26 protein-coding genes are annotated in these 23,712 nt (G+C 66.3%); 18 read left to right on the plus strand and 8 right to left on the minus strand.

Annotation, left to right across the window (positions count from 1 at the left end):
* Positions 1–404 (plus strand): SPOR domain-containing protein (locus EGJ34_RS06430; RefSeq protein WP_185750082.1); only part of this gene is annotated, 404 nt, incomplete at its 5' end.
* Positions 405–527: 123 nt separating this feature from the next.
* On the opposite strand, the gene EGJ34_RS06435 is transcribed toward EGJ34_RS06430, so the two are convergent.
* Complete coding sequence (locus EGJ34_RS06435) at positions 528–1,274, minus strand: SDR family NAD(P)-dependent oxidoreductase (RefSeq protein ID WP_125359675.1); 747 nt, start codon at positions 1,272–1,274, stop codon at positions 528–530.
* 72 nt (positions 1,275–1,346) lie between these two features.
* On the minus strand, positions 1,347–1,841 hold the full coding sequence (locus tag EGJ34_RS06440; RefSeq protein ID WP_185750083.1) for a hypothetical protein: 495 nt from the start codon (positions 1,839–1,841) through the stop codon (positions 1,347–1,349).
* 157 nt (positions 1,842–1,998) lie between these two features.
* On the opposite strand from EGJ34_RS06440, the gene EGJ34_RS06445 reads away from it, so the two are divergent.
* Both EGJ34_RS06445 and EGJ34_RS06450 read left to right on the plus strand, forming a co-directional pair.
* Positions 1,999–2,466 carry a DUF1456 family protein gene (locus EGJ34_RS06445; RefSeq protein WP_125359676.1) on the plus strand — a complete coding sequence of 156 codons (468 nt, stop codon included), beginning with the start codon at positions 1,999–2,001 and terminating at the stop codon, positions 2,464–2,466.
* A 37-nt stretch (positions 2,467–2,503) separates the two neighbouring features.
* A complete protein-coding gene (locus tag EGJ34_RS06450) occupies positions 2,504–3,625 on the plus strand; it encodes an MFS transporter (RefSeq protein ID WP_125359708.1) in 1,122 nt (373 codons plus the stop codon).
* A gap of 44 nt (positions 3,626–3,669) precedes the next feature.
* On the opposite strand, the gene EGJ34_RS06455 is transcribed toward EGJ34_RS06450, so the two are convergent.
* The gene (locus tag EGJ34_RS06455; protein WP_125359709.1) at positions 3,670–4,341 is read right to left on the minus strand and encodes a TorF family putative porin; all 672 of its coding nucleotides are present in this window, start codon (positions 4,339–4,341) and stop codon (positions 3,670–3,672) included.
* A 210-nt stretch (positions 4,342–4,551) separates the two neighbouring features.
* Here EGJ34_RS06455 and EGJ34_RS06460 point away from each other — a divergent pair, with 210 nt between their 5' ends.
* Entirely contained in the window at positions 4,552–4,941 is a 390-nt protein-coding gene (locus EGJ34_RS06460; RefSeq protein WP_125359677.1) for a DUF6165 family protein, read from the plus strand.
* A gap of 77 nt (positions 4,942–5,018) precedes the next feature.
* Here EGJ34_RS06460 and EGJ34_RS06465 read toward each other — a convergent pair whose 3' ends face one another.
* On the minus strand, positions 5,019–5,591 hold the full coding sequence (locus EGJ34_RS06465) for an Ax21 family protein (RefSeq protein WP_125359678.1): 573 nt from the start codon (positions 5,589–5,591) through the stop codon (positions 5,019–5,021).
* Positions 5,592–6,212: 621 nt separating this feature from the next.
* On the opposite strand from EGJ34_RS06465, the gene EGJ34_RS06470 reads away from it, so the two are divergent.
* Positions 6,213–6,575: a DUF1428 domain-containing protein gene (locus tag EGJ34_RS06470; protein ID WP_125359679.1), complete on the plus strand. Its 363-nt coding sequence runs from the start codon at positions 6,213–6,215 to the stop codon at positions 6,573–6,575.
* A 64-nt stretch (positions 6,576–6,639) separates the two neighbouring features.
* Here EGJ34_RS06470 and EGJ34_RS06475 read toward each other — a convergent pair whose 3' ends face one another.
* The gene (locus tag EGJ34_RS06475; protein ID WP_125359680.1) at positions 6,640–7,482 is read right to left on the minus strand and encodes a histone; all 843 of its coding nucleotides are present in this window, start codon (positions 7,480–7,482) and stop codon (positions 6,640–6,642) included.
* A 496-nt stretch (positions 7,483–7,978) separates the two neighbouring features.
* Between EGJ34_RS06475 and EGJ34_RS06480 the strand changes: the two genes are divergently transcribed.
* The 13 genes from EGJ34_RS06480 to EGJ34_RS06540 all read left to right on the plus strand — a co-directional run bounded on the left by EGJ34_RS06480 (position 7,979) and on the right by EGJ34_RS06540 (position 20,621).
* Entirely contained in the window at positions 7,979–9,415 is a 1,437-nt protein-coding gene (locus EGJ34_RS06480) for a Do family serine endopeptidase (RefSeq protein WP_125359681.1), read from the plus strand.
* Between the two features lie 134 nt (positions 9,416–9,549).
* Positions 9,550–9,915 (plus strand): hypothetical protein, encoded by a 366-nt coding sequence (locus tag EGJ34_RS06485; protein ID WP_125359682.1) that lies wholly within the window; start codon positions 9,550–9,552, stop codon positions 9,913–9,915.
* An 87-nt stretch (positions 9,916–10,002) separates the two neighbouring features.
* Positions 10,003–10,425, plus strand: a complete 423-nt coding sequence (locus EGJ34_RS06490) for a phage holin family protein (protein WP_125359710.1) — start codon at positions 10,003–10,005, stop codon at positions 10,423–10,425.
* On the plus strand, positions 10,422–10,871 hold the full coding sequence (locus EGJ34_RS06495; RefSeq protein ID WP_125359683.1) for a protein sip-5: 450 nt from the start codon (positions 10,422–10,424) through the stop codon (positions 10,869–10,871). The genes EGJ34_RS06490 and EGJ34_RS06495 overlap by 4 nt, the downstream gene beginning before the upstream one ends.
* 106 nt (positions 10,872–10,977) lie before the next feature.
* Positions 10,978–12,063, plus strand: a complete 1,086-nt coding sequence (locus tag EGJ34_RS06500) for an AI-2E family transporter (RefSeq protein WP_260476919.1) — start codon at positions 10,978–10,980, stop codon at positions 12,061–12,063.
* A 9-nt stretch (positions 12,064–12,072) separates the two neighbouring features.
* A complete protein-coding gene (locus EGJ34_RS06505; RefSeq protein ID WP_125359685.1) occupies positions 12,073–12,783 on the plus strand; it encodes an HAD family hydrolase in 711 nt (236 codons plus the stop codon).
* Positions 12,784–12,804: 21 nt separating this feature from the next.
* Complete coding sequence (locus tag EGJ34_RS06510) at positions 12,805–14,172, plus strand: leucyl aminopeptidase family protein (RefSeq protein WP_125359686.1); 1,368 nt, start codon at positions 12,805–12,807, stop codon at positions 14,170–14,172.
* 132 nt (positions 14,173–14,304) lie between these two features.
* Positions 14,305–15,408 carry a catalase family peroxidase gene (locus EGJ34_RS06515; RefSeq protein WP_125359687.1) on the plus strand — a complete coding sequence of 368 codons (1,104 nt, stop codon included), beginning with the start codon at positions 14,305–14,307 and terminating at the stop codon, positions 15,406–15,408.
* Positions 15,405–15,947 (plus strand): cytochrome b, encoded by a 543-nt coding sequence (locus tag EGJ34_RS06520; RefSeq protein WP_125359688.1) that lies wholly within the window; start codon positions 15,405–15,407, stop codon positions 15,945–15,947. Before EGJ34_RS06515 ends, EGJ34_RS06520 begins: the two co-directional genes overlap by 4 nt.
* Positions 15,948–16,077: 130 nt before the next feature.
* On the plus strand, positions 16,078–17,322 hold the full coding sequence (locus EGJ34_RS06525) for an efflux RND transporter periplasmic adaptor subunit (RefSeq protein WP_125359689.1): 1,245 nt from the start codon (positions 16,078–16,080) through the stop codon (positions 17,320–17,322).
* Positions 17,323–17,436: 114 nt separating this feature from the next.
* Complete coding sequence (locus tag EGJ34_RS06530) at positions 17,437–18,126, plus strand: ABC transporter ATP-binding protein (RefSeq protein WP_125359690.1); 690 nt, start codon at positions 17,437–17,439, stop codon at positions 18,124–18,126.
* A gap of 15 nt (positions 18,127–18,141) precedes the next feature.
* A complete protein-coding gene (locus tag EGJ34_RS06535) occupies positions 18,142–19,299 on the plus strand; it encodes an ABC transporter permease (protein WP_125359691.1) in 1,158 nt (385 codons plus the stop codon).
* Positions 19,300–19,310: 11 nt separating this feature from the next.
* Positions 19,311–20,621: an ABC transporter permease gene (locus tag EGJ34_RS06540; RefSeq protein WP_125359692.1), complete on the plus strand. Its 1,311-nt coding sequence runs from the start codon at positions 19,311–19,313 to the stop codon at positions 20,619–20,621.
* A 51-nt stretch (positions 20,622–20,672) separates the two neighbouring features.
* Here EGJ34_RS06540 and EGJ34_RS06545 read toward each other — a convergent pair whose 3' ends face one another.
* From EGJ34_RS06545 to yedA, 3 genes are all read right to left on the minus strand, one after another.
* Positions 20,673–21,563, minus strand: a complete 891-nt coding sequence (locus tag EGJ34_RS06545) for a hypothetical protein (protein ID WP_125359693.1) — start codon at positions 21,561–21,563, stop codon at positions 20,673–20,675.
* 208 nt (positions 21,564–21,771) lie between these two features.
* The gene (gene rarD, locus EGJ34_RS06550; protein ID WP_260476918.1) at positions 21,772–22,683 is read right to left on the minus strand and encodes an EamA family transporter RarD; all 912 of its coding nucleotides are present in this window, start codon (positions 22,681–22,683) and stop codon (positions 21,772–21,774) included.
* On the minus strand, positions 22,680–23,582 hold the full coding sequence (gene yedA / locus EGJ34_RS06555; protein ID WP_125359694.1) for a drug/metabolite exporter YedA: 903 nt from the start codon (positions 23,580–23,582) through the stop codon (positions 22,680–22,682). Before yedA ends, rarD begins: the two co-directional genes overlap by 4 nt.
* Positions 23,583–23,712: the final 130 nt, after the last annotated feature.

Consider the following 23,712-nt stretch of genomic DNA (forward strand, 5'->3'; position numbering starts at 1 on the left):
CCTCGGTCGCGTCCACCGCGCCGGCCGCAACGACGATGCCGGCTCCGGTAAGTGAGCGTCCCGCAGCAACCGCAGCGCCCGCTGCGGCGACGCCGGCTGCCGCTTCGACCGCAGCGGCCCCCAAGCCGGCGGAAACCCCGGCGGCGGCTCCGGCGGCGGCGGCAGACAGCAACGTCCGCTACATCCTGCAGGCCGGTGCGTTCGGGGCCTCCGGTGACGCCGAGGCGACCAAGGCCAAGCTGGCGATGCTGGGCCTGGCCGCACGGGTGGAATCGGCGCAGATCAGCGGCAAAACCGTGTACCGCGTGCGGATGGGGCCGTATGGCACCGCCGGCGAGCTGGCCGAGGCCAAGCAGAAGCTGTCCAGCAGCGGCATGCAGGCGATGGCGATCAAGGCGCAGTAACCGACATTGGCCTTTGAGCCCTTTGCTGTAACGGTTGGCCTTGAGCCATGAAAAAGCCCCGCTTGCGGGGCTTTTCTTTTTCCGTCCATGGGGATGACGCGCATGGCGCGTCACTACCGCTCCTCAATCTCGGGCGACCTGGAAACCGGCGAACGACTGGGTCACCGGCATCACTTCGAGGCGATTGATGTTCAGGTGCGACGGCAGGCTGGCGACCCAGAAGATCTGCTCGGCGATGTCCTCGGCGGTCATCGGATTGGCTCCGCTGTAGAGCTTGTCCGAGGCCGCCTGGTCGCCGTGGGTACGGACCACGGTGAATTCGGTTTCGGCCATGCCCGGCTCGATGGTGGTGACGCGCACGCCGGTGCCGTGCAGGTCGGCGCGCAGGCCGAGCGAGAACTGGCTGACGAACGCCTTGGTGCCGCCATAGGCGTTGCCGCCCGGGTACGGGTACACGCCGGCAACCGAGCTGATGTTGATGATCGCGCCCTTGCGCTGTACCAGTTGCGGCAGCAGGCGGTGGGTCAGGGTGACCAGCGCGGTGACGTTGGTGTCGATCATGGTGCGCCAGTCGTCCAGCGAGGCGTTCTGGGCCGGAGCGGTGCCCTGGGCCAGGCCGGCATTGTTGACCAGCAGGTCGATGCCGGCGAACTCCGCCGGCAGCGCGGCCAGCGCTGCTTCCATGGCGGCGCTGTCGCGCACATCGAAGGCAGCCGCATGCACCAGGCCCGGATAGGCGTCCACCAGCGGCTGCAGGCGCTCGGCGCGTCGACCGGTGGCAATCACACGCCAGCCGGCCTTGGCGAAACAGTGGACGGCAGCGGCACCAAAGCCGGAAGTGGCACCGGTGATCAGGGCGGTACGGGTCATCGCGGGTCTCCGTGAGAAGTCCCGCCATTTTCGCACTGGATGAACGCGCGTGGGTTGCCGGCGCTGGCGGGCTCAGCGGATGCGGAACACGCGCGCCTTGGGCAGGTCTGCGTCGACCTGCAGGAACCAGCGCCCGGCGATGCCCGGCACCACCACGATGGCGGGGTTGCTGACCGGCTTCCTGAGCTTCATCTCGCCCTTGAGCACCTGCCACTGCTGACCGTTGTCGAGGCTGAACACCGTGCCGGGCTGCCAGCCATCCACGGTGCCGGTGACGTGGGCTTCGATCGGGCCTTCATCCAGACCGGCGAACATCGGGGCCGGCGTAGGGACCGGAGCCGCCGGTGCGGTCGATGCCGCAGCTGCCGCTGCCGGCGCTGCCGGAGCCCGCGATTCGGCCTCGCGCAGCAGGCGGTTCAAGGTCTGCAGCTGGGTCGGCGTCAGCCCGACCTCGGCCAGCGCCTGCGCGTCCACGCGCTGCTCAATGGCCACATACGGGGCCTGGGCGGTGGCCGTTGCGGCCAGCCAGACCATGCCCAAACCCGCGAGTACCTGCCACCTGCGCATTGCCTGCTCCACCGGAAATTGATGCCTGAGGCCGGCACTGTGCTTCACTTTCATGGCAACCAGATGACAGGCGTCATCATCCCAGCCGAGGACACAGGCTCACCCGGGGTAAAATGGCCGCCAGCCGCGCAGCCGCGCCGGCGGTACTGGAACCCCCATGATCAACAACGATGTACTGCGCAGCATCCGCTACATGCTCGACCTGAGCGACACCATGGTCGCCAACACCTGTGCCTTGGCCGACCCGGCGTTCGTGGTGGACCCGGCCGATGTGGCCGGTTGGCTGCGCAAGGAAGACGAGGCCGGCTTCATCGCCTGCGATGACCGCAGCCTGGCCCACTTCCTGGATGGCTTGATCGTGCATTACCGCGGCCGCGACGAAAGCCAGCCGCTGCGTCCGGTGGAAAAGCGCATCACCAACAACCTGGTGCTGAAGAAGCTGCGCGTGGCCTTCGAACTGAAGGACGTGGACATGCATGCCATCTTCGAAAGCGCCGGCTTTCCGGTGTCCAAGCCGGAACTGTCCGCCCTGTTCCGCCAGCCCGACCACAAGAATTACCGGGCCTGCGGTGACCAGATGCTGCGCAACTTCCTGAAGGGACTGACCCTGCGCGTCCGTGGTTGAGACGCATGCTCCGCTGAGCCGCTGGCAGGTACTGCTGATGGCCTTCGCCACGGGTGTGGCGGTGGCCAGCAACTATTACGCCCAGCCGCTGCTGCACACCATTGCCGAGTCCCTCGGTATCAGCTTCGCGCGCGCCGGAATGCTGGTCACCGCCGCGCAGCTCAGCTATGGGCTGGGGGTGATCCTGCTGGTGCCGCTGGGCGACATGTTCGAGCGTCGCCGGCTGATCGTGGTGATGTCATTGCTGTCGGCGGCCGGGCTGGTGATCAGTGCACTGAGCCAGCAGTTCCTGTGGCTGGTGGTGGGCACCGCCCTGACCGGCCTGTTCTCGGTGGTGGCGCAGGTGCTGGTGCCGTTCGCGGCGACCCTGGCCAGGCCGGAAGAGCGCGGCCGCGTGGTGGGCGTGATGATGAGCGGGCTGCTGCTGGGCATTCTGCTGGCGCGCACGGTTGCCGGCGCGTTGTCTTCACTGGGCGACTGGCGCACGGTGTACTGGATGGCGGCGGGGGCGATGGTGCTGACCACGCTGGCGCTGTACCGCACCCTGCCCCGCTTCCACGAGCACGCCGGGCTCGGTTACTTCGCCCTGCTGCGCTCGATTGGCACTCTGTTCGTACAGGAACCGGTGTTCCGCCTGCGTACCCTGCTGGGCGCGCTGAGCTTTGCGATGTTCGCCATCTTCTGGACGCCGCTGGCGTTCCTGCTGGCGGCCGAACCCTACCACTACAGCGATGCCACCATCGGGTTGTTCGGCCTGGTGGGCGCGGCCGGCACGCTGGCCGCCGGCATTGGCGGGCGGCTCTCCGATCGCGGCAAGGCGGGTCTGGCGACCACGGTGGCGCTGGTACTGCTGGCCGCGTCGTGGCTGCCGCTGGGGTTCTCCGCGCACTCGCTGGTCGCCCTGCTGGTCGGCGTGATCGTGCTCGACCTGGCGGCGCAGCTGCTGCACGTCAGCAACCAGAACGTGGTGTTCGCGTTGCGCCCGGAAGCGCGCAACCGGCTCAATGCTGGCTACATCACCGGGTATTTCGTCGGCGGCGCACTGGGCTCGCTGGTCTCGGCGCAGATGTACCAGCGCTTCGGTTGGACCGGCGTGTGCTTGGCCGGTGCCAGCGTGGCCGCAGTGGCGCTGCTGGCCTGGGGCCTGCGCAAGCGCTGAGCGGGGTCGCCGGGCACAGGCCCGGCGCACCCATTGGCATCCACTCAGAACGCGGTCTGGATCGCGAACTCCACACGAGACCCGGCGTTGCTGCCGAACAGGCGCTCGCCTGCGCTGTCGGTGTCGTGCGCGGTCAGACGCAGTTCCCACGGACCGTGCACCTTCCAGATGGCGCTCAGCTGGCCGTGCAGGTAGTCATCGGCGTAGTCCTTGTCCAGGAAGTACTGGCCCACGGCACCTTCGATGCGCCACTGGTCGTTGATCGGGAAGCGCGCGCCCAGCTGGGCATAGGTACCGGTGGTATCCGAAGCCAGCGCGTCGTCGGACACGCCCACGCTCAGCCAGTAGTTGCCCTTGATGGTCACGGTGCTGTTGAGCTCGGTCCAGTCCAGATCGACGCCAGGGTCGGTGGACGGGTACAGGTAGTGGGTCAGGTTGACGTCGAGCGCCCAGTCTTCCGAGAGCGAACCACTCCAGCCAGCCACGAAGTCGAACTCGCTGCGTGCGCCCGCGTCCGGCTCGAAGGACACGCCCGAACCCCAGACCGAGCCGTACCAGCCGGACTCACTGCTGAGCTTGACGCCGGCCTGCACGGTGGGATCTTCCAGGGTCTGCGAGCTGCCGCGCCAGACGTAGTCAGTGGTCAATGTGGCGTTGCCGTCCACGCCTGCCAGCGCCGAACCACTGATCACCAGGCCGATCACCAGCGCCCCCATGCGGCGCGTCGTGCGCCCTGCTGCCTGCTTTGCCACGTTGAAAAACTCCAGAAAACGGCCGCGCCGTTGAAGCGCCCAGTGTGGGCAGCGCGGCCATAACGGCGCTATTCGCACGGACGCGCCCAGCGCAAAATCCGCGTAAAAGCGCCGACGGAGCCTTCAGCCCGCGCGCGGTATCATGGCCGCCTTGAATCCTGCAGCGAGAACGACGTGGACGCGATCCTGACCCCGGTATCGATTGGCGAACTGATCGACAAGATCACCATTCTGGAAATCAAAGCCGAGCGCATCACCGACGCGGGCAAGGTGGCCAACGTCCGTACCGAACTCGACGGCCTGTTGCCGCTGTGGCACCAGCAGCTGTCCGCACAGCCGGGCCTGGACGCCTTGAAGTCGCAGCTGAAGGTCATCAACGAACGCATGTGGGACATCCAGGACCGGCTGCGCGACAAGGAAGCGGCACAGACCTTCGATGATGACTTCATCCAGCTGGCACGTGGTGTCTATGGCACCAACGGCGAGCGCGTGAAAGTGAAGAACGAGATCAACCGCATCGCCGGCTCGCACCTTGTGGAAGAAAAGCAATACCAGGGCGAATGACCAAAAAAAGGCCCGGCAATCCGCCGGGCCCTGCAGGCCACGCCCATACCGCGCGCGGCCTGGCGATCAAGCGCCGCTTACCAGCTGAAGCGCGGGCCGACCGACCATTCCTTGTCGCCGTGGCGACCCATCTTGAGGTCGCCGCTCAGGCCCCAGTTCTGGTTGAGCTTCACCTGGCCACCCAGGCGGCCGTAGAACTCGCCTTCCGGATTGATGCCGTGCTTCTTGGTGTAGTCCTCGTAACCGGCCATGGCATAGACCTCGGCGTGCTGGCCGAAGGCAGTGCGGATACCGGCTTCAGCGCTGTAGCCGTTGAAGTCCAGGCCGTGGCGCGGATCGTACTTGTTGTAGGCCACACGGCCGACGAAGTCGGTGCTGCTGCCGATTTCCTGGTTGTAGCCCACACCCACGCGCCACTGGTCGATCTTGAAGTCGCCGATGTCGGTCTTCTGCTGGTTGAACTCACCGAAGGCGTGCACGTTCGGCAGGAAACCGTAGGAGCCCTTCACGCCCCAGCCGTCGGCCTTGCCGCCGTCGGCATCGGTTTTGACGTAGTTGCCTTCGGCGTAGTTGTAGGACAGGCCTTCCGCAGCCGAAGCGGTGAACGGGAGGGCGGCAGCCAGGGCCAAGGCGATCAACGAAGTCTTCATGGGTACATCCTTTCTTTCTTATGTCGTGCAGTGGCAACGAACGGCTGCTGCATCGGGAATGCAAAGTTTCCGTTATTTGCTGCAACGCACCCTGAAGTTCGACGCATTCAACACGCTGAATTTTTGGGGTTTATTCAGGCGAAGGCGCGTACACGCGGGTGCGCGATCGCACACATGACGTAGAAGGGAAATGTACGCAGGAAAGAAGGAGTGCTGGTCACGACGATACCCTTGCGGGGCGTCACGCGCTGGGGAAGCCGCTCTTGGGGAGTAGTCGGCTAACGCGTCCAATCTCCGTATTGCACCGGCCAACGCAGCTCAGGCGTCGAACTGCAGGTCACAGTGAGTGAGCATCCTGCCCGGCCCGCTCATAGTGCGTGGGAATCGCCGTGGCTGATATCAGGGTATTCCTCACCGAGGCTAGGAATTTTCTGACCCCTATTACGCTGCAGTGCAGCGATAAACCTATTTAACACCTTGATTCTGTTTTGATTACCACCGGTTACCCGAGATTCGTCACAGTTCCGGCACAGCGATCACGGCACGGTCGATTTTCCCTGCCCCCACGCGTCGTAGTTTCTGAAGGTGCCCATCCTGGCGCATCCCAACCGGAGGCTTCCCATGTCATATGTGGATGGATTCGTACTGGCGGTACCTACCGCCAACAAGGAAAAGTTCATCAAGCACGCCAACGAAGGCGATTCGGTTTTCATGGATTTTGGCGCGCTGCGCGTACTGGAATGCTGGGCCGATGACGTGCCGCACGGCACCCAGACCGACTTTTTCCGATCGGTGCAGGCCAAGGATGATGAGACCGTGGTGTTTTCCTGGATTGAATGGCCCGACAAGGCCACCCGCGACGAAGCCATGAAGAAAATGATGGACGATCCGCGCATGGACCCGGCCAACAACCCGATGCCGTTTGACGGCAAGCGGCTCATCTACGGCGGCTTCGTGCCGATTGTGGTGCTGGAGAAGAAATAAGCGAACGCGGTCGCGAGGAAGCCGCTGCTCGCCCTTTTTCAAGGCGAGCAGCGGGGGCGCGGGATTACTTGCGGGCGCGCTTGGCCGGAGCCTTGCGGACGGCCTTCCTGGCGGTCGCGGTCTTCTTGGCGACGGCCTTCTTGGCCACAGCCGACTTGCGGGCGACAGCCTTTTGGGCGGTGGCGGTCTTCTTGCCGACCACCTTCTTGGCAGCAGCCGACTTCTTGGTCACAGCCTTCCTGGTGGCGGCGACCTTCTTGCCGACAACCTTCCTGGTCGCAGCGGTCTTGCGGGTCGCGGCCTTCTTCGAAGCGGCGGCCTTCTTGCCGACGACCTTCTTGGCGGCAGCGGACTTCTTGGTCACGGCCTTCCTGGTGGCGGCGACCTTCTTGCCGGCAACCTTCTTGGCGGCAGCGGTCTTCTTGGTCACGGCCTTCTTGGCGGTGGTGGCCTTCTTGCCGACGGTCTTCCTGGCGGCCGCAGCCTTCTTGGCCACGGTCTTCTTGGCAGCGGCGGCGTTCTTGCCGACGGCCTTGGTGGTCTTGGTCACGGCCTTCTCGGCAGCGGCCTTCTTCTTGGCAACCTGCTTGGTCAGGGCAGCGGCTTCGGCCTTGGCGTTGTTCTTGGCCACTTCCAGCTTCTTCTTGGCGTTGGCCAGACGCTTGCTGACGGTCTTGGCGGCGTTGTCAGCCTTCTTGGCAACGGTCTTTTCAGCCTTCTTGACGGCCTTCTTGACCTTGGCAACCTGGGTGTTGGCGGCCTTGCGGGCGCGCTTGACGGTTTTCTTTACCGAGGCCACTGCTTCTTCGGCGGTGGTGGCGATGGCTTCGCCCACATTGCCAGCGGTTTCTTTAACGCTATCGACGCCCTGCGACAGGGACGTCGCCACACCGTTTCCATTGCTCATTTGTTGCCTCCAAGGGGGCTAGGTTGGTCAAATCGCTGGCGATGCTATACCGGCAATGCGGATCGTGGAACGACTTTTGCGCGTTGTCCATGCGCTCCATCATGGCGCGCAGGCGTCGCGGTGCGACACCACTCAACAGCGCCCTTTAGCAAACCCCTTGAAAACAGCCTCCGCACGCGTTTATCGCCACTTGAAACGGCGTTCCGCGCCGCTGCGCAGATGCTGTGGCAGACGCAATGAAACGGCCCGCGCAGGCGATGCCAAGCGGCGCTACCGCGCGGAATTGCGCAGCGGCGTCATGCCATCGCCAGACACGCAGTGCAGCGTCGACGCGGCGCGCGGTGCCCGGCGAGCCCTGCTCGAGCCCGGCTGAAACGAATCGGCCGACGCGCATTTTTCATCGCCGGTTTAGGCCCTTGCCCACACACTCATTCAGCTTGGTTTACCGTATAGCCACGTTGTTCCCTGCCCTGCCCGTTCCCACCCCGGACCTGCCATGCGCCCGCTGCCCACCCTGCTCACCCTTGCCCTTGCCGCCGCCTTCGGCGGATTCGTCGCCTCGGCCATCAACGCCCACCTCGACAACCGCGCCGAAGCCGCCCCGCTGCCGGCGACGGCACTGACCGTACCCACGACCGCCGCATTGCCGGCGTCGGTTGCCGGGCAGCCGGTTCCGTCACTGGCACCGATGCTGGAACGGGTGATGCCGGCGGTGGTAAGCGTCAATACCAAGCAGGTGGTGCGGGTGCGCAATCCGTTCTTCAACGACCCGTTCTTCCGCCGCCTGTTCCCGGAAGTGCCGCAGGAACGCATCAACGAATCGCTGGGCTCGGGGGTGATCATCGACGCCGCCGAGGGCCTGGTGCTGACCAACCACCACGTCATCGACAATGCCGACGACGTACAGGTGACACTGTCGGACGGGCGCACGGTGAAGGCTGAATTCATCGGCTCCGACGCCGACACCGACGTCGCGCTGATCCGCATTCCGACCGGCAACCTCACCGAGATCAAGCTCGGCGACAGCACCCAGCTGCGCGTGGGTGACTTCGTGGTGGCGATCGGCAATCCATTCGGCTTCAGCCAGACGGTGACCTCGGGCATCGTTTCAGCGGTGGGCCGCAGCGGTATCCGCGGGCTGGGCTACCAGAACTTCATCCAGACCGACGCGTCGATCAATCCGGGCAACTCCGGCGGCGCGCTGGTCAACCTGCAGGGGCAGCTCGTCGGCATCAATACCGCCAGCTTCAATCCGCAGGGCAGCATGGCCGGCAACATCGGCCTGGGCCTGGCGATTCCGTCCAACCTGGCCCGCGACGTGGTCGACCAGCTGGTCAAGCATGGCGAGGTGGTGCGCGGCACGCTGGGCATCGAGAGCCAGAACCTGACCCCGCAGCTGGCCCAGAGCCTGGGCCTGACCGAGACCCGCGGCGCGCTGGTGACCCGGGTACTGGCCGGCTCGGGCGCGGCGGCGGCCGGGCTGAAGCCGGGCGACGTGGTGGTCTCGGCCAACGGCCAGCGCGTGGACAGCGCACAGGCCCTGCACAACATCGAGGGCCTGCAGGCCGTGGGCACCACGCTGACCCTGGACATCCGCCGCGACGGCAAGGCGCAGCAGCTCAAAGCCAGTCTGAAGGAACAGCCGCGCGCGGTGAGTGGCGAATCGCTCGACCCGCGGCTGACCGGCGCCACCTTCGCCGACCTGCCCGAATCGATGCGCCAGGCCGGACTCAGCGGCGTGCTGGTCAACGAGGTCAAACGCGGCAGCCGCGCGGCCAACAGCGGGTTGGCCAGCGGCGACATCGTCATCCAGGCCAGCGCCGGCGAATTTGCCGACCTGGCCAGCTGGCGTGCCAACTTCCAGCAACGCCCGCAGCAGCTGGTCCTGCGCATCGTGCGCGGCGGGGCCAGCGGGCAGCTGGTGATGCGCTGAACCGGCGTGGTGTACCTTGACGTGCACCACGCAGGCGCATGACACCCTCTACACCCCGGCGATGCTATTGATGGCGCTCGTTACCGCCGGGGTCATCCGCGGTCACCTTCCCCATCGCATACAGGAGATACACGATGAGCCCCACCAATACCGAAAACCTCAAGGAACACCTGGGTGAAGCCGGTTCGCACCTGAAGTCGGCCGCCAGCGCCGCCGGCACTTCGATCAAGGGTGCGGCGGGTGCCGCGACCGATGAACTGCGTATCGGCAAGGCCAACGTCAAGGCCGAGCTGTCCGACACTGCCCTTTCGGGCCTGGCCGCTGCCGAGTTCGGCGGTGCCGCAGCCAAGGAACAGGTCGACGCGCTGATGGACAAGGGCAAGGACCTGGTCGACAGTGCCGCCGAGCTGATCCGCGAGCGTCCGCTGGCCTCGTTCGGCGTCGCCTTCGCCGCCGGCTGGATCATTGCCAAGCTGGGCCGCAGCGGCGGCGACAAGTAATCCGGCGTGAGCGACCAGACCCAGTTGCCCCCCGACGGTGGCGCGGCATCCCCGCCACCGGCAGGTGATGCGTACAAAGCTCCCGGCCTGGAAGAAAGCATCCGTGACGTCGGCCAGGCCGGTCGCGCCACGGTTGATTCAGCCAAGCACACGCTGCGTTCGCTGCGCAGGCTGGCCTCGTTCGAATTCGCGCTGGCACGCAGCGCGTTCGGTCGGGCACTGGCCTGGAGCGGCGTGGCGATTGTGTTCGGTGCCTCTGCCTGGCTGCTGCTGGCCGGCACGCTGATCGCGCTGATGCAGCGGTGGGGTCTTTCGTGGTTCCACTCGCTGCTGATCACCTCCATCCTCAGCCTGGCGGTCACCGGCTATGCGGTCTGGCGGGTGTCGTTCTTCTTCCGCCACACCGGCATGCATGCCACCCGGCGTCAGCTGGCGCGGTTGGGGCTGTTCGACGAGCCGCATGACGACGACCCGGAAGGACGCGACGACGAAACGGAGCGCACGCCATGAAGTTTGAAGCCCTGCGCCAGCGGGTGAAGCGCGCCGAAAAGATCGTGGCGATCCGCAGCCATGAAACCCAGTGCAACTGGTTCACCCTCAGCCAGGCATGGCGCGAGGGCTGGACCCCGATGCGCATCATCACCGTAGGCCTGGCCGGCGGCTTCATTGCCGGCAAGCTGGAACCCGGCAAGACCCGCTTCCACGGGGCACGCTGGCTGCAGATGATCGGCTCAGTGTCCAACCTGCTCGCCAGTGCGCAGGCGGCATTTGCCTCGATGCAGGCGGCCGAGGCCGCCGATACCGCCGAGCAGGCCGCTGACAAGGTGGATGACGTGGCCGACGACGTGGCCCCGCCTGCGGCGGCCCGCGTTCAGCCGCAACCCGTGGTGACCCCCTCGCGCGGTGAACCGCAGCCGCAGCCGGCGGAAGCGGCCACCGACGTTTCAGAACGGTAAACCGTAGTATTTCGTCCTCAACACGTTCCGCCCGACCTCCGGTCGGGCACCATTCCCGCAGGCGATCGGCATGAGTGTTCCGGTAACTCCCTCTTCCGATTCGATCATGCCCGCACCCGACGGTGCCGAACCGACCCCGCCACATCCCGCAGCACGCCCGCGCGCGCCGATGTCACTGGTAGTGCTGGCTACATTGGCTGTCTGCTATACCCTGTGGGCGGCCCAGGACATCATCCTGCCGGTGCTGCTGGCGATGTTCTTCGCACTGGTCGGCAACCCCATCCTGCGCTTCCTCGGTCGCCTGTGGATTCCCCGTTTCCTGGCTGCGGTGCTGGTGATCGGCGTGGGCCTCAGTGGCGCGGCAGCGCTGGGGGTGCAGCTGGTCGGTCCGGCCATGGATTGGGCCCAGGAAGCTCCACAGCAGCTTCGCAAAGTGGCCCGGCAGGTGCAGAACCTGACCAAGCCGGTGCAGCAGGCCAACCAGGCCGCCGAGAACTTTGCGCGTGCGGCCGGCGGCGAGACCAACCGGCGTGTGCAGATCGTGCGCACCCAGCTGGACGACCCGTACCGGGTGCTGACGCGCGCGCCCAAACTGGCGGCGTCGGTGCTGGCGGTCGTGCTGCTGACGCTGTTTTTCATGATCTATGGACAGAACCTGCAGAAACACGCCATCGCCCTGTTTCCCAGCCGCCAGCAGCAGCGCTTCACCACCGACATCCTGCGTTCGATTGAACGCGAAGTGTCGCGCTATGTGCTGACCATCACCGTCATCAACACGCTGGTCGGACTGGTGTTTTCCGGGATACTGCTGTTGCTGGGCATTGGCGTGCAGGAGGCCCTGCTGTGGGGCACGGTGGCGGCGCTGCTGAACTTTGCGCCCTACGTGGGCCCGTTCATCGGGGTGACCCTGATGCTGCTGATGGGGTTCGTGGAGTTCAGCGACCCGTTCAAGGCGTTGCTGCCCGCCGCCTGCTACCTGGCCCTGCACACGGTGGAAGGCCAGGTGATCACCCCCATCGTGCTGGGCCGGCGGATGGCGATCTCACCGCTGATCCTGATCCTGGCGCTGATGGTGTTCGGCTGGCTGTGGGGGATGGTCGGGCTGCTGCTGTCGGTACCGCTGCTGGTGTGCATCAAGCTGGTGCTGGCGCGGCTGGATGGAACGCAGGGGTGGGCAAGGCTGTTGGAGTAGAATGACGGGGTGAATTTCCCTGTCCTCGCCATCACCCTCGACCTCGACGACACGTTGTGGCCGTTCGCCCCCATCGGGGCCCGCATCGACCAGGTGCTGCACACGTGGATGCTGGAGCACAGCCCGGCGACCGCCGCGATGTACCCGGTGGCCGCCATGCGCGAACTGCGCGAGCGCTCCTTCCGCGACAACCCGCACCTGCACTACGACCTGAGCGCCCTGCGCCGCTTGACCCTGCGCGAAGCACTGGAAGGCAGCGGGGCCAGTCTCGACCTGCTGGAGCCGGCCTACGAAGCGTTCTATGCCGCGCGCAACCAGGTGGAGTGCTATCCCGACGCCATCGAAGCGCTGGCGCGGATCGCCGCCCGCGTGCCCGTGGCGGCGGTCAGCAATGGCAATGCGGACCTTGAGCGGATCGGCCTGGCCCACCACTTCGCTTTCCAGCTGGGCTCGCGCGAGCACGGCGCGGCCAAGCCGGCAGCCAGCATCTTCCACGCGGCCTGCGAACGCCTGGGGGTGGCCCCGACCCATGTGCTGCACGTGGGCGACCACATGGACATGGATGTGGTCGGCGCGATGCAGGCCGGCCTGCGCGGCTGCTGGATCAATCGCGAAGCGCACACCTGGACCCATCCTTCGCTGCAGCCTGACCTGCAGTTTGACACCCTGACCGGGCTGGCCGACTGGCTTGACGCCAACACGACCGCAGCGCACGCCTGATCCCAACGGAACCTTTCCCGCATGACCCAGATCACCGGCTTCACCACCGACGCCTCCAAGGCCCTTCCGCTGCACGTGATGGAGCGCGAGCAGTTCGCTGCCTGGCGTGCGCAGCAGGCCCCGGCCCTCGTCGCCTGGCTGGATGCGCAGCACTTCAACGGCAGCGGCGGCACCGTGGCGCTGCTGCCGGGCGACGCTGGCATCGGCGGCGCGATTGTCGGCGTCGGTGATCCGGGCGATGCCTACGCCTACGCGCACGCGCCGTTCGCCCTGCCGGAAGGCAGCGTGTGGCAGGTGGCGGGGGAGCTGCCGGACACCATGCAGACCCTGCTGCACCTGGGCTGGGGGCTGGGCAGCTACCGCTTCTCCCGCTACCGCAAACCCAACCGCGCCCCGGCACAGCTGGTCGCGACCCCGGCGGCGGAAGTGCGCGACGTGATCACGGCCAGCCTGCGCGTGCGTGACTGGGTGAACACCCCGACCGAAGACATGGGCCCGCAGCAGCTGGAAGATGCCGCGCGTGAACTGGCCAGCGCGCATGGCGCACAGATCGAGGTGATCACCGGCCAGGCGCTGCTGGAGCAGAATTTCCCGGCCATCCATGCCGTGGGCCGTGCCTCGCACCGTGCACCGCGCCTGATCGCGCTGCGCTGGGGCCAGGCGGGCGCGCCACACGTGGCACTGGTCGGCAAGGGCGTGTGCTTCGACACCGGCGGCCTGGACATCAAGCCCGCCGACGGCATGCGCAACATGAAGAAGGACATGGGCGGTGCGGCGCACGCCCTGGCACTGGCGGGGCTGATCATGGCCCAGCAGTTGCCGGTGCAGCTGACCCTGCTGATTCCGGCGGTGGAAAACGCCATTGGCCCGGACGCCTTCCGCCCCGGCGAAGTGATTGCCACCCGCAAGGGCCTGAGCATCGAGATCGACAACACCGACGCCGAAGGCCGGGTGATCCTGTGCGACGCGCTCACCTATGCCAGTGAACAGAAGCCGGAGCTGCTGCTCGACTTCGCGACCCTGACCGGCGCGGCACGCATTGCGCTGGGGCCGGACCTGCCCGCGCTGTTTGCCAATGACGACACCGTAGCCCAGCAGTGGCTGGACGCGGGCGACCGCACCCGTGACCCGGTCTGGCGCATGCCGCTGTGGCGTCCCTACCTGCGTTACCTGCACAGCGGCATTGCCGACCTGGCCAATGCCGGCTCGCGCATGGCCGGCTCGGTTACCGCCGCGCTGTACCTGGAGCGCTTCATCGGCGAAGGTCAGAAGTGGGCGCATCTCGACGTCTACGCCTGGAACGACGGCGAGCGCCCCGGTCGCCCGGCCGGCGGCGAGGCGCTGGCGCTGCGCTCGGCGTGGCAGATGTTGAAGACGCGGTACGCGTGATATCCGAGATCCCCGCCACGGCGGGGATCGTCGTTTCCAACCTTGTCGAAAATGTGAATATCGGCCGGACACCGGTTCTGCGAGGATGAGCGCCAGCCCACCCACTCACTTCGTGAAGGCAGGTACTGGCCCATGTCGCTCTTCCGCTACACCCGCGCCGGCCAGGAGCCGGGTGCACCCCGCCGGCATTCCCCGCTGCTGTGGATCGGGCTGATCGCCTTCATCGCCGGCCTGCTGATCCTCGCCTTCGCCTGGCTGGCCGGCTGGCTGGGCCGTGACCGCGCGACCGCGCAATCCTTTACCGACACCATTGAAGCCGCCGGAGCCAGGCACCCGGGCTTCCGTCGTGCGCACAGCAAAGGCGTGTGTGTCAGCGGTACCTTCCAGGGCCTGCCCGCCGGTGCCGAACTGAGCTCGGCGCGGGTGTTCCGCCAGCAGCAGGTGCCGGTGCTGGGGCGCATGTCCATCGGCGGTGCCGACCCGCATGGGGCCGATGCCAACGCGCGCGTGCGCAGCATGGCGCTGCAGCTGGTAACCGACGACGGCCAGGAATGGCGCACCGCGATGAACAGCTTCCCGTTCTTCGCCGTGCCCACTGCGGATGCCTTCCTGGAACAGACCAAGGCACAGATTCCCGATCCCGCGACCGGCAAGCCGGACCCGGCGAAGATGGCGGCGGTGGCCGCGAAGTACCCCTCGGTGCGCGCCTTTGGCGAGTGGGCCAAGAGCGCGCCGTGGTCGACCAGCTGGGCCAATACCGACTACAACGGCGTCAACAGCTTCCGCTTCACCAACGCGGCCGGCGAGCAACAGGTAGTGCGCTGGAGCATGCGACCGCAGGCCGCGTTTGAAGCGATGAGCGCCGACCAGCGCGCGCAGGCGGGGCTGGACTATCTGGCCGACGAGTTCCAGCAGCGTCTGGCACAGGGGCCCGTGCAATGGGACATGTGGGTGACCCTGGCCGAGCCGTCCGATGCGGTGAATGATCCCTCGATCCCGTGGCCGACCGAGCGCCGCCAGGTCAAAGTCGGCACCCTCAGCCTCACCGCGATGCAACCGCAGGCGGCCGGGGCCTGCCGCGACATCAACTTCGACCCGCTGATCCTGCCCGCCGGCATCGACGGCACCGATGACCCGATCCTGGCTGCGCGCTCGGCGGTGTACTCGGTGTCGTTCAACCGCCGCGAGCGCGAAACCGCCAGCGGTGCGGCCAAGGCAGCGGGAGAAGCGAAATGAAAAACGGCACCGGACACTTCAACCTGACCGCGCGGGTGCTGCACTGGCTGATGGCGGTGCTGATCCTGACCATGCTGTTCGTGGGCGTGACCATGGTCGCCTCGCTGCATTGGCGGCCCGGCCTGATCGATCTGCACCGGCCGCTGGGCATCGCGATCCTGCTGCTGGCCGTGGTGCGCCTGGTCAACCGCCTGCGCCATCGCCCGCCGCCGCTGCCAGCGGACCTCCCGGGCTGGCAGGTGGCCGCCGCGCACGCCTCGCACTGGCTGCTGTATGGGCTGATGTTGGCGATGCCGCTGGTCGGCTGGGCGATGCTGTCGGCCGGCGGCTACCCGGTGCAGATGTGGAAGGGTTTTGCCCTCCCGCACATCCTGCCGCACAGCCCGGCCTTGTATGCGGCCCTGCGCAGCGCGCACAGCCTGCTGGCTTACGTGCTGTTTGCGACGGTGGTCCTGCACCTGTGCGCAGCGCTGTTCCATGCCTGGGTGCGGCGGGACGGGGTTTTCTCGGCAATGGCGCGCGGGCCTGACCGGGTGTAGAGACGCGCCATGCGCGTCTGCGGGGCGTGCCTGCCGGTCTGCGTGCAGACTGTGCCCCAGTCAGCCCGCTGCCGTTTGCCCGTGACCGTTGTTGCGGTCACACTCGGCCCGATTCCACGTCCTGAGTCCCATGAACGCATCCGCCGAACTGCTCAAGGAACTTCGCATCGACCGCCAGAAGGGCGCGGCTCCGCCGCCGTCGCCGCCCCGGCGCGGTCTCTGGATCACGCTGGCCATCGTGGCCCTGTTACTGCTCGCCGGCGTCGGCTGGTTCGCCTTCGGCCGCGAAAAGCCGCTGGAAGTGACCACTGCCCCGGTGCTGGCCATCCAGCAGGGCACCGCCAGCAGCTCGGTGCTGGATGCGAGTGGCTACGTCGTCGCCCGACGCATGGCGACGGTCTCCGCCAAGATCACCGGCAAGGTGCGCGAGGTGATGATCGAGGAAGGCATGCGGGTGGAAGCGGGGCAGATCATGGCCACGCTCGACCCCATCGATGCCGACGCCCAGCGCGACCTGTCCGCGTCTCAACTGGAAGCAGCGCGCGCGCAGCTGGCCGGGCTCAAGGCGCAGGTGGCCCAGGCCGATGCCGAGGCAGGCCGTCTGCAGGCCCTGGTCGGTCAGCAACTGGTCTCGCGGTCGCAGTACGACCAGGCCACCGCACAGCGTGACAGCCTGCGCGCGCAGCTGAAGACCGCCGAGCGCAACACCCAGGTCGCCGCCGACTCACTGGCCATCGCCGACCTGGGCGTGGACAACAACATCGTGCGCGCACCGTTCTCCGGTGTGGTGACCGCCAAGGCCGCGCAACCCGGTGAGATCGTCTCGCCGCTGTCAGCCGGCGGTGGCTTCACCCGCACCGGCATCGGCACCATCGTCGACATGGATTCGCTGGAAATCGAGGTCGAGGTGGGTGAAGCCTACATCGGCCGGGTGCAGCCGAAGATGCCCGTGGAGGCGACCCTGAATGCGTATCCGGACTGGAAAATTCCGGCCGAGGTCATCGCCATCATTCCCACCGCTGACCGCGGCAAGGCCACGGTGAAGGTGCGGGTGGCGCTGAAGGTGAAAGACCCGCGCATCGTGCCGGAAATGGGCGTGCGGGTGAGCTTCCTGGAAGCGGCGGCACCCGCCCAGGCAGAAGCGCCCAAGGGCGTCCGCGTGCCGGCTTCGGCGCTGGTGGAGCGCGACCAGAAGACGGTCGCCTTCGTGGTCAGCGATGACGGTCACGCGCAGCAGGTGCCAGTGACCGTGGGTGTGGCATTGAACAACGACCGCCAGGTTACCGCCGGGCTCAGCGCCGGCCAGCAGGTGGTCACCAGCCCGCCCCCGGAACTGCGTGATGGCAGTGCGGTGGTGGAGAAGCAAGCGCCGTAACCGGCGACACGACCCACGGTCGTGTCCTACCGGTGTGTTTGATTGGATTCGTGATCGGTAGCGCACGACCGTTGGTCGTGCGTGCACCAAACTTCCTGATACGGAGAACCACCCATGTCCACCCTGGTTTCGCTCCGCAACATCACCAAGACCTACCAGCGCGGCCCTGAAAAGGTGCAGGTGCTGCATGGCATCGACCTGGACATCCAGCGCGGCGACTTCGTGGCACTGATGGGGCCGTCGGGTTCGGGCAAGACCACCCTGCTCAATCTCATCGGCGGCCTGGACACCCCCAGCGGGGGCGAGATCGAGATTGAAGGCGAACGCATCGACCGCATGAGCGGCGGCCAGCTCTCCACCTGGCGCAGTCACCACGTGGGCTTCGTGTTCCAGTTCTACAACCTGATGCCGATGCTGACCGCGCAGAAGAACGTGGAACTGCCGCTGCTGCTGACCCACCTGGGCGCGGCGCAGCGCAAGCGCAATGCCGAGATCGCGCTGACCCTGGTCGGCCTGGCCGACCGCCGCAGCCATCGCCCCAACGAATTGTCCGGCGGCCAGCAGCAGCGCGTAGCGATTGCCCGCGCCATTGTGTCCGACCCGACCTTCCTGATCTGCGACGAACCCACGGGCGACCTGGACCGCGCCTCGGCCGAGGAAATCCTGTCGTTGCTGCAGCAGCTCAACCGCGAACACGGCAAGACCATCATCATGGTCACCCACGACCCCAAAGCGGCCGAATACGCCACCCACACCGTGCACCTGGACAAGGGCGAGCTGGCCGATGCGCCGGCGGCGCACTGACGGAGGAGCGCTGCGATGAAATATTTCTCGCTCATCTGGGCGCAGCTGTTCCGCAGCAAGACGCGGACGCTGCTGACCCTGTTTTCGGTGGTCGCCGCCTTCCTGCTGTTTGGCATGCTCGACTCGGTGCGCGTGGCCTTCAGCTCCGGCGGCAGCGTGGAAGGAGCCAACCGGCTGATCGTGGCCTCGCGCCTGTCGATCACCCAGTCGCTGCCGATCCGGCTGGAGCCGCAGGTGCGGCAGGTGGCCGGGGTGAAGGACGTCACCTACGGCATGTGGTTCGGCGGCATCTACCAGGATCCGAAGAACTTCTTCGCCAACTTCTCGGTGGCACCGAACTACTTCGACGTATACCGCGAACTGCAGCTGCCGCCGGACCAGCTGAAGGCGTTCCAGGACACCCGCACCGGCGCGGTGGTCGGCGAAACCCTGGCCAAGGAGTTCGGCTGGAAGATTGGCGACACCATTCCGCTGCAGGCCACCATTTTTCCGCGCAACGGCAGCAACGACTGGCCGCTGCAGCTGGTCGGCGTGTTCCGCTCCAAGGATCGGACCCTGGCCGCCAACGAAGAACGCCAGTTGATGATGAACTGGAAGTACTTCGATGAGAGCAACGACTACATCAAGAACCAGGTGAGCTGGTACACGGTCACCCTGGACAACCCGGACCACGCATCGCGGGTGGCGCAGGCGATCGATGCGATCTCCGCCAACTCCGATCATGAAACCAAGACCCAGACCGAATCGGCGTTCCAGCAGGCCTTCGTCAAGCAGTTCGCCGACATCGGTTTGATCGTCACTTCGATCATGGGCGCGGTGTTCTTCACGCTGCTGCTGCTCACCGGCAACACCATGGCCCAGGCCGTGCGCGAGCGGATTCCGGAGCTGGCCACGCTGAAGACGCTGGGCTTCAAGGACAGCACGGTGCTGGTATTGGTGATGATCGAGTCCGTGCTGCTGATCGGGCTCGGTGGGGCGATCGGCATGGGCCTGGCGGCGATGATCCTGCCGGCCCTGGCCCCCAGGACCCAGGGGCTGCTGCCTCCGCACGTGCCGACCCCGACCTGGGTGATGGGCGTGGCCTTGATCATCGGCATCGGGGTGATCGTGGGCCTGCTGCCGGCGCTGCGCGCCAAACGGTTGAAGATTGTGGACGCCCTGGCGGGCCGCTGAGGAGAATCGACATGATCAAGCAATGGTTGAAGAACGCGCTGACGGTCGTGCTGCTCGCGGTGGCCTTGGGCGTGTGGATCGCATTGCCCTGGCCGGGCGTGCTGGCGGTCGCCGTCGCCGTGGCGCTGTGGCTGCTGCTGACCCGCAGCGGCCGACTGGCGCTGGCCGCCACCCGCATCGGCGTGGCCAGCCTGCCGCAACGCTGGGGTGCATCGTCGGTGGTCGTGGTGGGCATTGCCGGCGTGGTTGGCGTGCTGGTGGCCATGCTGGCGATGGGCCAGGGCTTCCAGTCCACCCTCAACAGCACCGGCGATGACAGCACCGCGATCGTGCTGCGCGGCGGTTCGCAGGCCGAGACCAATTCGGTGATCACCCGCGAGCAGACCCCGCTGCTGTCCACCCTGCCCGGCGTCAGCAAGGACGCGCAGGGCCGGCCGATGATCTCGCCGGAGCTGTCGCAGGTGGTCAACCTAGTGTCCAAGGGTGACGGCACCGACGTCAACGCGCAGTTCCGAGGCGTGGGCGAGATGGGCTGGCTGGTGCATGACAAGGTCAAGGTGACCGAAGGTCGCCAGTTCAAACCTGGGTTGCGCGAGATCGTGGTGGGCAAGGGCGCGCAGAGCCAGTTCCGTGGGCTCGATGTAGGCCAGACGCTGACCCTGGGCAACCAGCAGTGGACGGTCGTAGGTGCGTTCAATTCCGGCGACTCGCATGACTCGGAGCTGTGGACCGATGCCGAGACGCTGGCGACGACTTACCAGCGCAGCGCGTGGCAGTCGATCAGCGTGCGTACCGACGGCAAGGCAGGGTTCGACCAGTTCAAGGCAGCCGTCGCCGCCGACCCGCGCCTGAAGCTGGACGTGGAAACCACCAAGGCCTACTACGCCAAACAGGGTGGCGGGCTGACCAAGCTGATCAGCGTGCTCGGCACGGTGATCGGCGCGATCATGGCCTTCGGCGCAGTGTTTGGTGCGCTCAACACGATGTATGCGGCGGTGGCCACGCGTGCGCGTGAGATTGCCACCATGCGCGCCATCGGCTTCCGCGGCCTTCCAGTGGTTACCGCGATCATGCTCGAGACCATGCTGCTGGCACTGATCGGGGGCTTGTTGGGTGGACTGGTCGCCTGGGCGATCTTCAATGGCTACAGCGTGAGCACGATCGGCAGCAATTTCAGCCAGGTGGTGTTCCAGTTCAAGGTGTCGCCCGAGCTGCTGTGGAGCGGTCTGAAGTGGGCATTGGGCATTGGCCTGGTGGGCGGCCTGTTCCCGGCCCTGCGGGCCGCGCGGCTGCCGATCACCACGGCGCTGCGCGAAACCTGATGCGTGTGTGTGTGGACCTGCAGCGCCCGGCGGGGCGCTGCAGGTGCTGTGTTACAGGTGGATCACAAAGCAGTGGATGTCGCCGTCCATGCGACTGCAGTCGAAGCGCATCGGGCGGTTTTTGATGGGCTCGCCGTGCATCGTTATGCCGGCCCACTTTGCGCGCTGCATGAAGTGCGGCTGCGCGTCGTAATAGCTTCTGTAGTGGAAGGACCGCGGCCCTCCATCGGCGGCGAGGAAGTCCTCCGGCGATTCCTGGATGGGGTTGTGGTAGTCCTTCGATTGCAGATATTCCCAGTTGCGGGTCTCATGGTCGAAGTAGAAGTCCATGGATCCATAACCGGTCTTGCCCGTTCCAAGACGCGCGATGAACGGCGTCGATCCATCCAGCTGGAAGTCGAAGACGATGACACGACCGTACGGGTCCGCCTTGAAGTGGCGGAAGATGGACGAGTTGTTCAGAACACGCTGCGCGACTGCGCGAGACTCCAGATGCATCGGATGCATGCTGGATACGTGATGCCCCCACATTGTCGCGTCGGTCCCTGTGCCGGGCCAATCGGGTGGAATCAGCGAGAGCGAACTCCAGTCATAGACGAACTCGCCACTACTCCTGTTGTAGCGGAGGATCATCTCGTCGAACTGCTCGGCGAGCCACGTCGTGGGACGTCCTCTATGCACCACTAGATTCTCGCCCTCGCGCTCGACTTTAAGTGCATAGAGCAGTCGGTAATTGAACCCCGTATAGATGAAGTGGACCCCCTCGCCCATGCGCAGTGCCATGGCGTCGCGTTCGTCCTCGGTGCAGTAGAAGCAGCTCCAGGCGATCGGATCTGCTGGTCGTTCATTCGCGGGAATGACGACGGCGTCATAAACAGGAACCTCGGCCTGGGCTGGAACTGCGGCCAGTCCCAATGAAAGCCATATAAGGGGTTTCATCATCTTCTGCTCCTTGAACACCCGCACATGCGGGCGTTCGGAGTGAAGCAGCCAACGCCACTTACGAATATCGGAACCGAGCGAAATGATCTGAGTCCGTTGTACCAAGTCAGATCACGCATTGCTACGGTAGCGCCGGCCGTTGGCCGGCCTTCGGCCCTGCATGGGCCGGCCAACGGCCGGCGCTACCAGTTGGCTTTCGGGGTCAACTTCAGATTGTTGCCTTGCGCGTTCGCCACAGGCTGTCGCCAATGAACAGCAACAGGCCGGCCCAGATGGCCGCGAAGCCCAGCGCCTTGCTGCCGTCGAAGGGCTCGCGGAAGAAGAACACGCCCAGCAGCAGGCCGATGGTCGGGGCGATGTACTGCAGGATGCCCACCAGCGACAGCGGGATGCGCTTCACGCCGTAGGCGAAGCCGATCAGCGGCAGCGCGGTGACCGCGCCACCCAGGATCAGCAGCAGGTCGTTCCTCCAGCCCCAGCCGCTGAAGAAGGCCCCGCCGTGCGCACCTTCGCTCCAGATCGCAAAACCGATCGCCGGCAGGAACAGATACAGGCTTTCGATGCCCAACCCGGCTACCGGGTCCACCGAGATCAGCTTGCGCAGCAGGCCGTACAACCCGAACGAGCAGGCCAGGCCGAGCGCGATCCACGGCGGACGGCCAGCGTCCACGGTCAGCCAGGCCACACCTACCGCAGCACAGGCGACGGCCAGCCATTGCAGGCCGCGCAGCCGTTCTTTCAGCACCAGCACGCCCAGCAGCACGCTCACCAGCGGGTTGATGAAGTAGCCCAGGCTGGTTTCGATGACATGGCCGGCATTGATGGCCCAGATGTACAGGCCCCAGTTGAACGCGATGGCCAGGCTGCTCAGCGCCAGCGTGGGCAGCGCGCGCGGCTGGTCGGCGATGGTCTTCCACCAGCGCCGGCCGCTGCTCAGCAGCAGCCAGGCCACCACCAGCACCGTGCTCCAGATGATCCGGTGGGCAATGATCTGCTGGGACGGCACCGCCTTGAGCAGGTGCCAGTAAACCGGTACCAGCCCCCACAGGGTGAAGGTGAAGGCCGTGATCGCCAGGCCCCGGCGCTGCTCCCGCAGCGCCTGCGCATCGACCGCGCTCACTTGGCGCGGGTCCGGGCGAGGGTCAGCACCACCACGCCGGCCAGGATGACGCCCATGGCCAGCAGGTCGTGCGCGCCAAAGCGCTCCTTTCCGATCCAGGCCCCCAGCAGCACCGCGATGACCGGATTCACATAGGCATAGCTGCCGGCCAGCGCCGGGCGCACGTTGTGCAGCAGCCAGACATAGGCGGTGAAGGCGACGATGGAGCCAAACATGCACAGATAGGCCACCGCCAGCAGACCGTCCATGCTGGGCCAGGTGGTCGGGCGCTCGCCGCTGGCCAGGCCCAGGGCCACCAGCATCACACCACCGCAGATCATCTGCCCGGCAGCGGTCATGAAGGGGCTGGGCAGGTCCAGTCGGCGCGCACTGACCGAGCCGAACGCCCAGCCGATGGGGGCGATCAGCAGCAGGATCAGGCCCTGCGGCGACGCGGTGAGGCTGCTTCCCGCATTCAGCCAGACCACGCCGAGAAAGCCGATGGCAATGCCCAGCCACTCGCCCCGGGTGGCGTGTTCGCCCCGTAATGCGCCAAACAGCGCCATCCACAGCGGGACCGAGGCCACCGCGGTGGCGGCCAGGCCGGAGGAGACCGTGCGCTCGGCCAGCACCACCATGCCGTTGCCCAGCACCAGCATGGTCAGGCCCATGAACACCAGATTGCGCCACTGGCGAGGCGTGGGTGCCGCCATGCCGCGCCAGCGCAGCACCGCGTACATCAGGCTTCCGGCCACGATGAAACGGGCTCCGGACACGGTGGTCAGCGGCAGCGCGCCCCCTTCCAGGGCCAGCCGGATGCCCAGGTAGGTGGACCCCCACACCACGTAGACCAGCAGCAACGCCAGGACCACCATGCCGGTACGCGGCGCGGGGGCGGGAACGGGGGTGGGGACGGCCATTGCACGACCAGCTGGCGGGGGAACGGGGATTCTAGGGCCGCTGTCGCGGCGGGACTAGTCACATGGTGCAATGTCCACCGGTCATGCACGTGGGGTAAGGTAAAAGCAGGTGCCCATCCCGGGCCCGGCG

This window comes from Stenotrophomonas sp. 278, from assembly GCF_003935715.1.
Classification (GTDB): Bacteria; Pseudomonadota; Gammaproteobacteria; order Xanthomonadales; family Xanthomonadaceae; genus Stenotrophomonas; species Stenotrophomonas maltophilia_AH.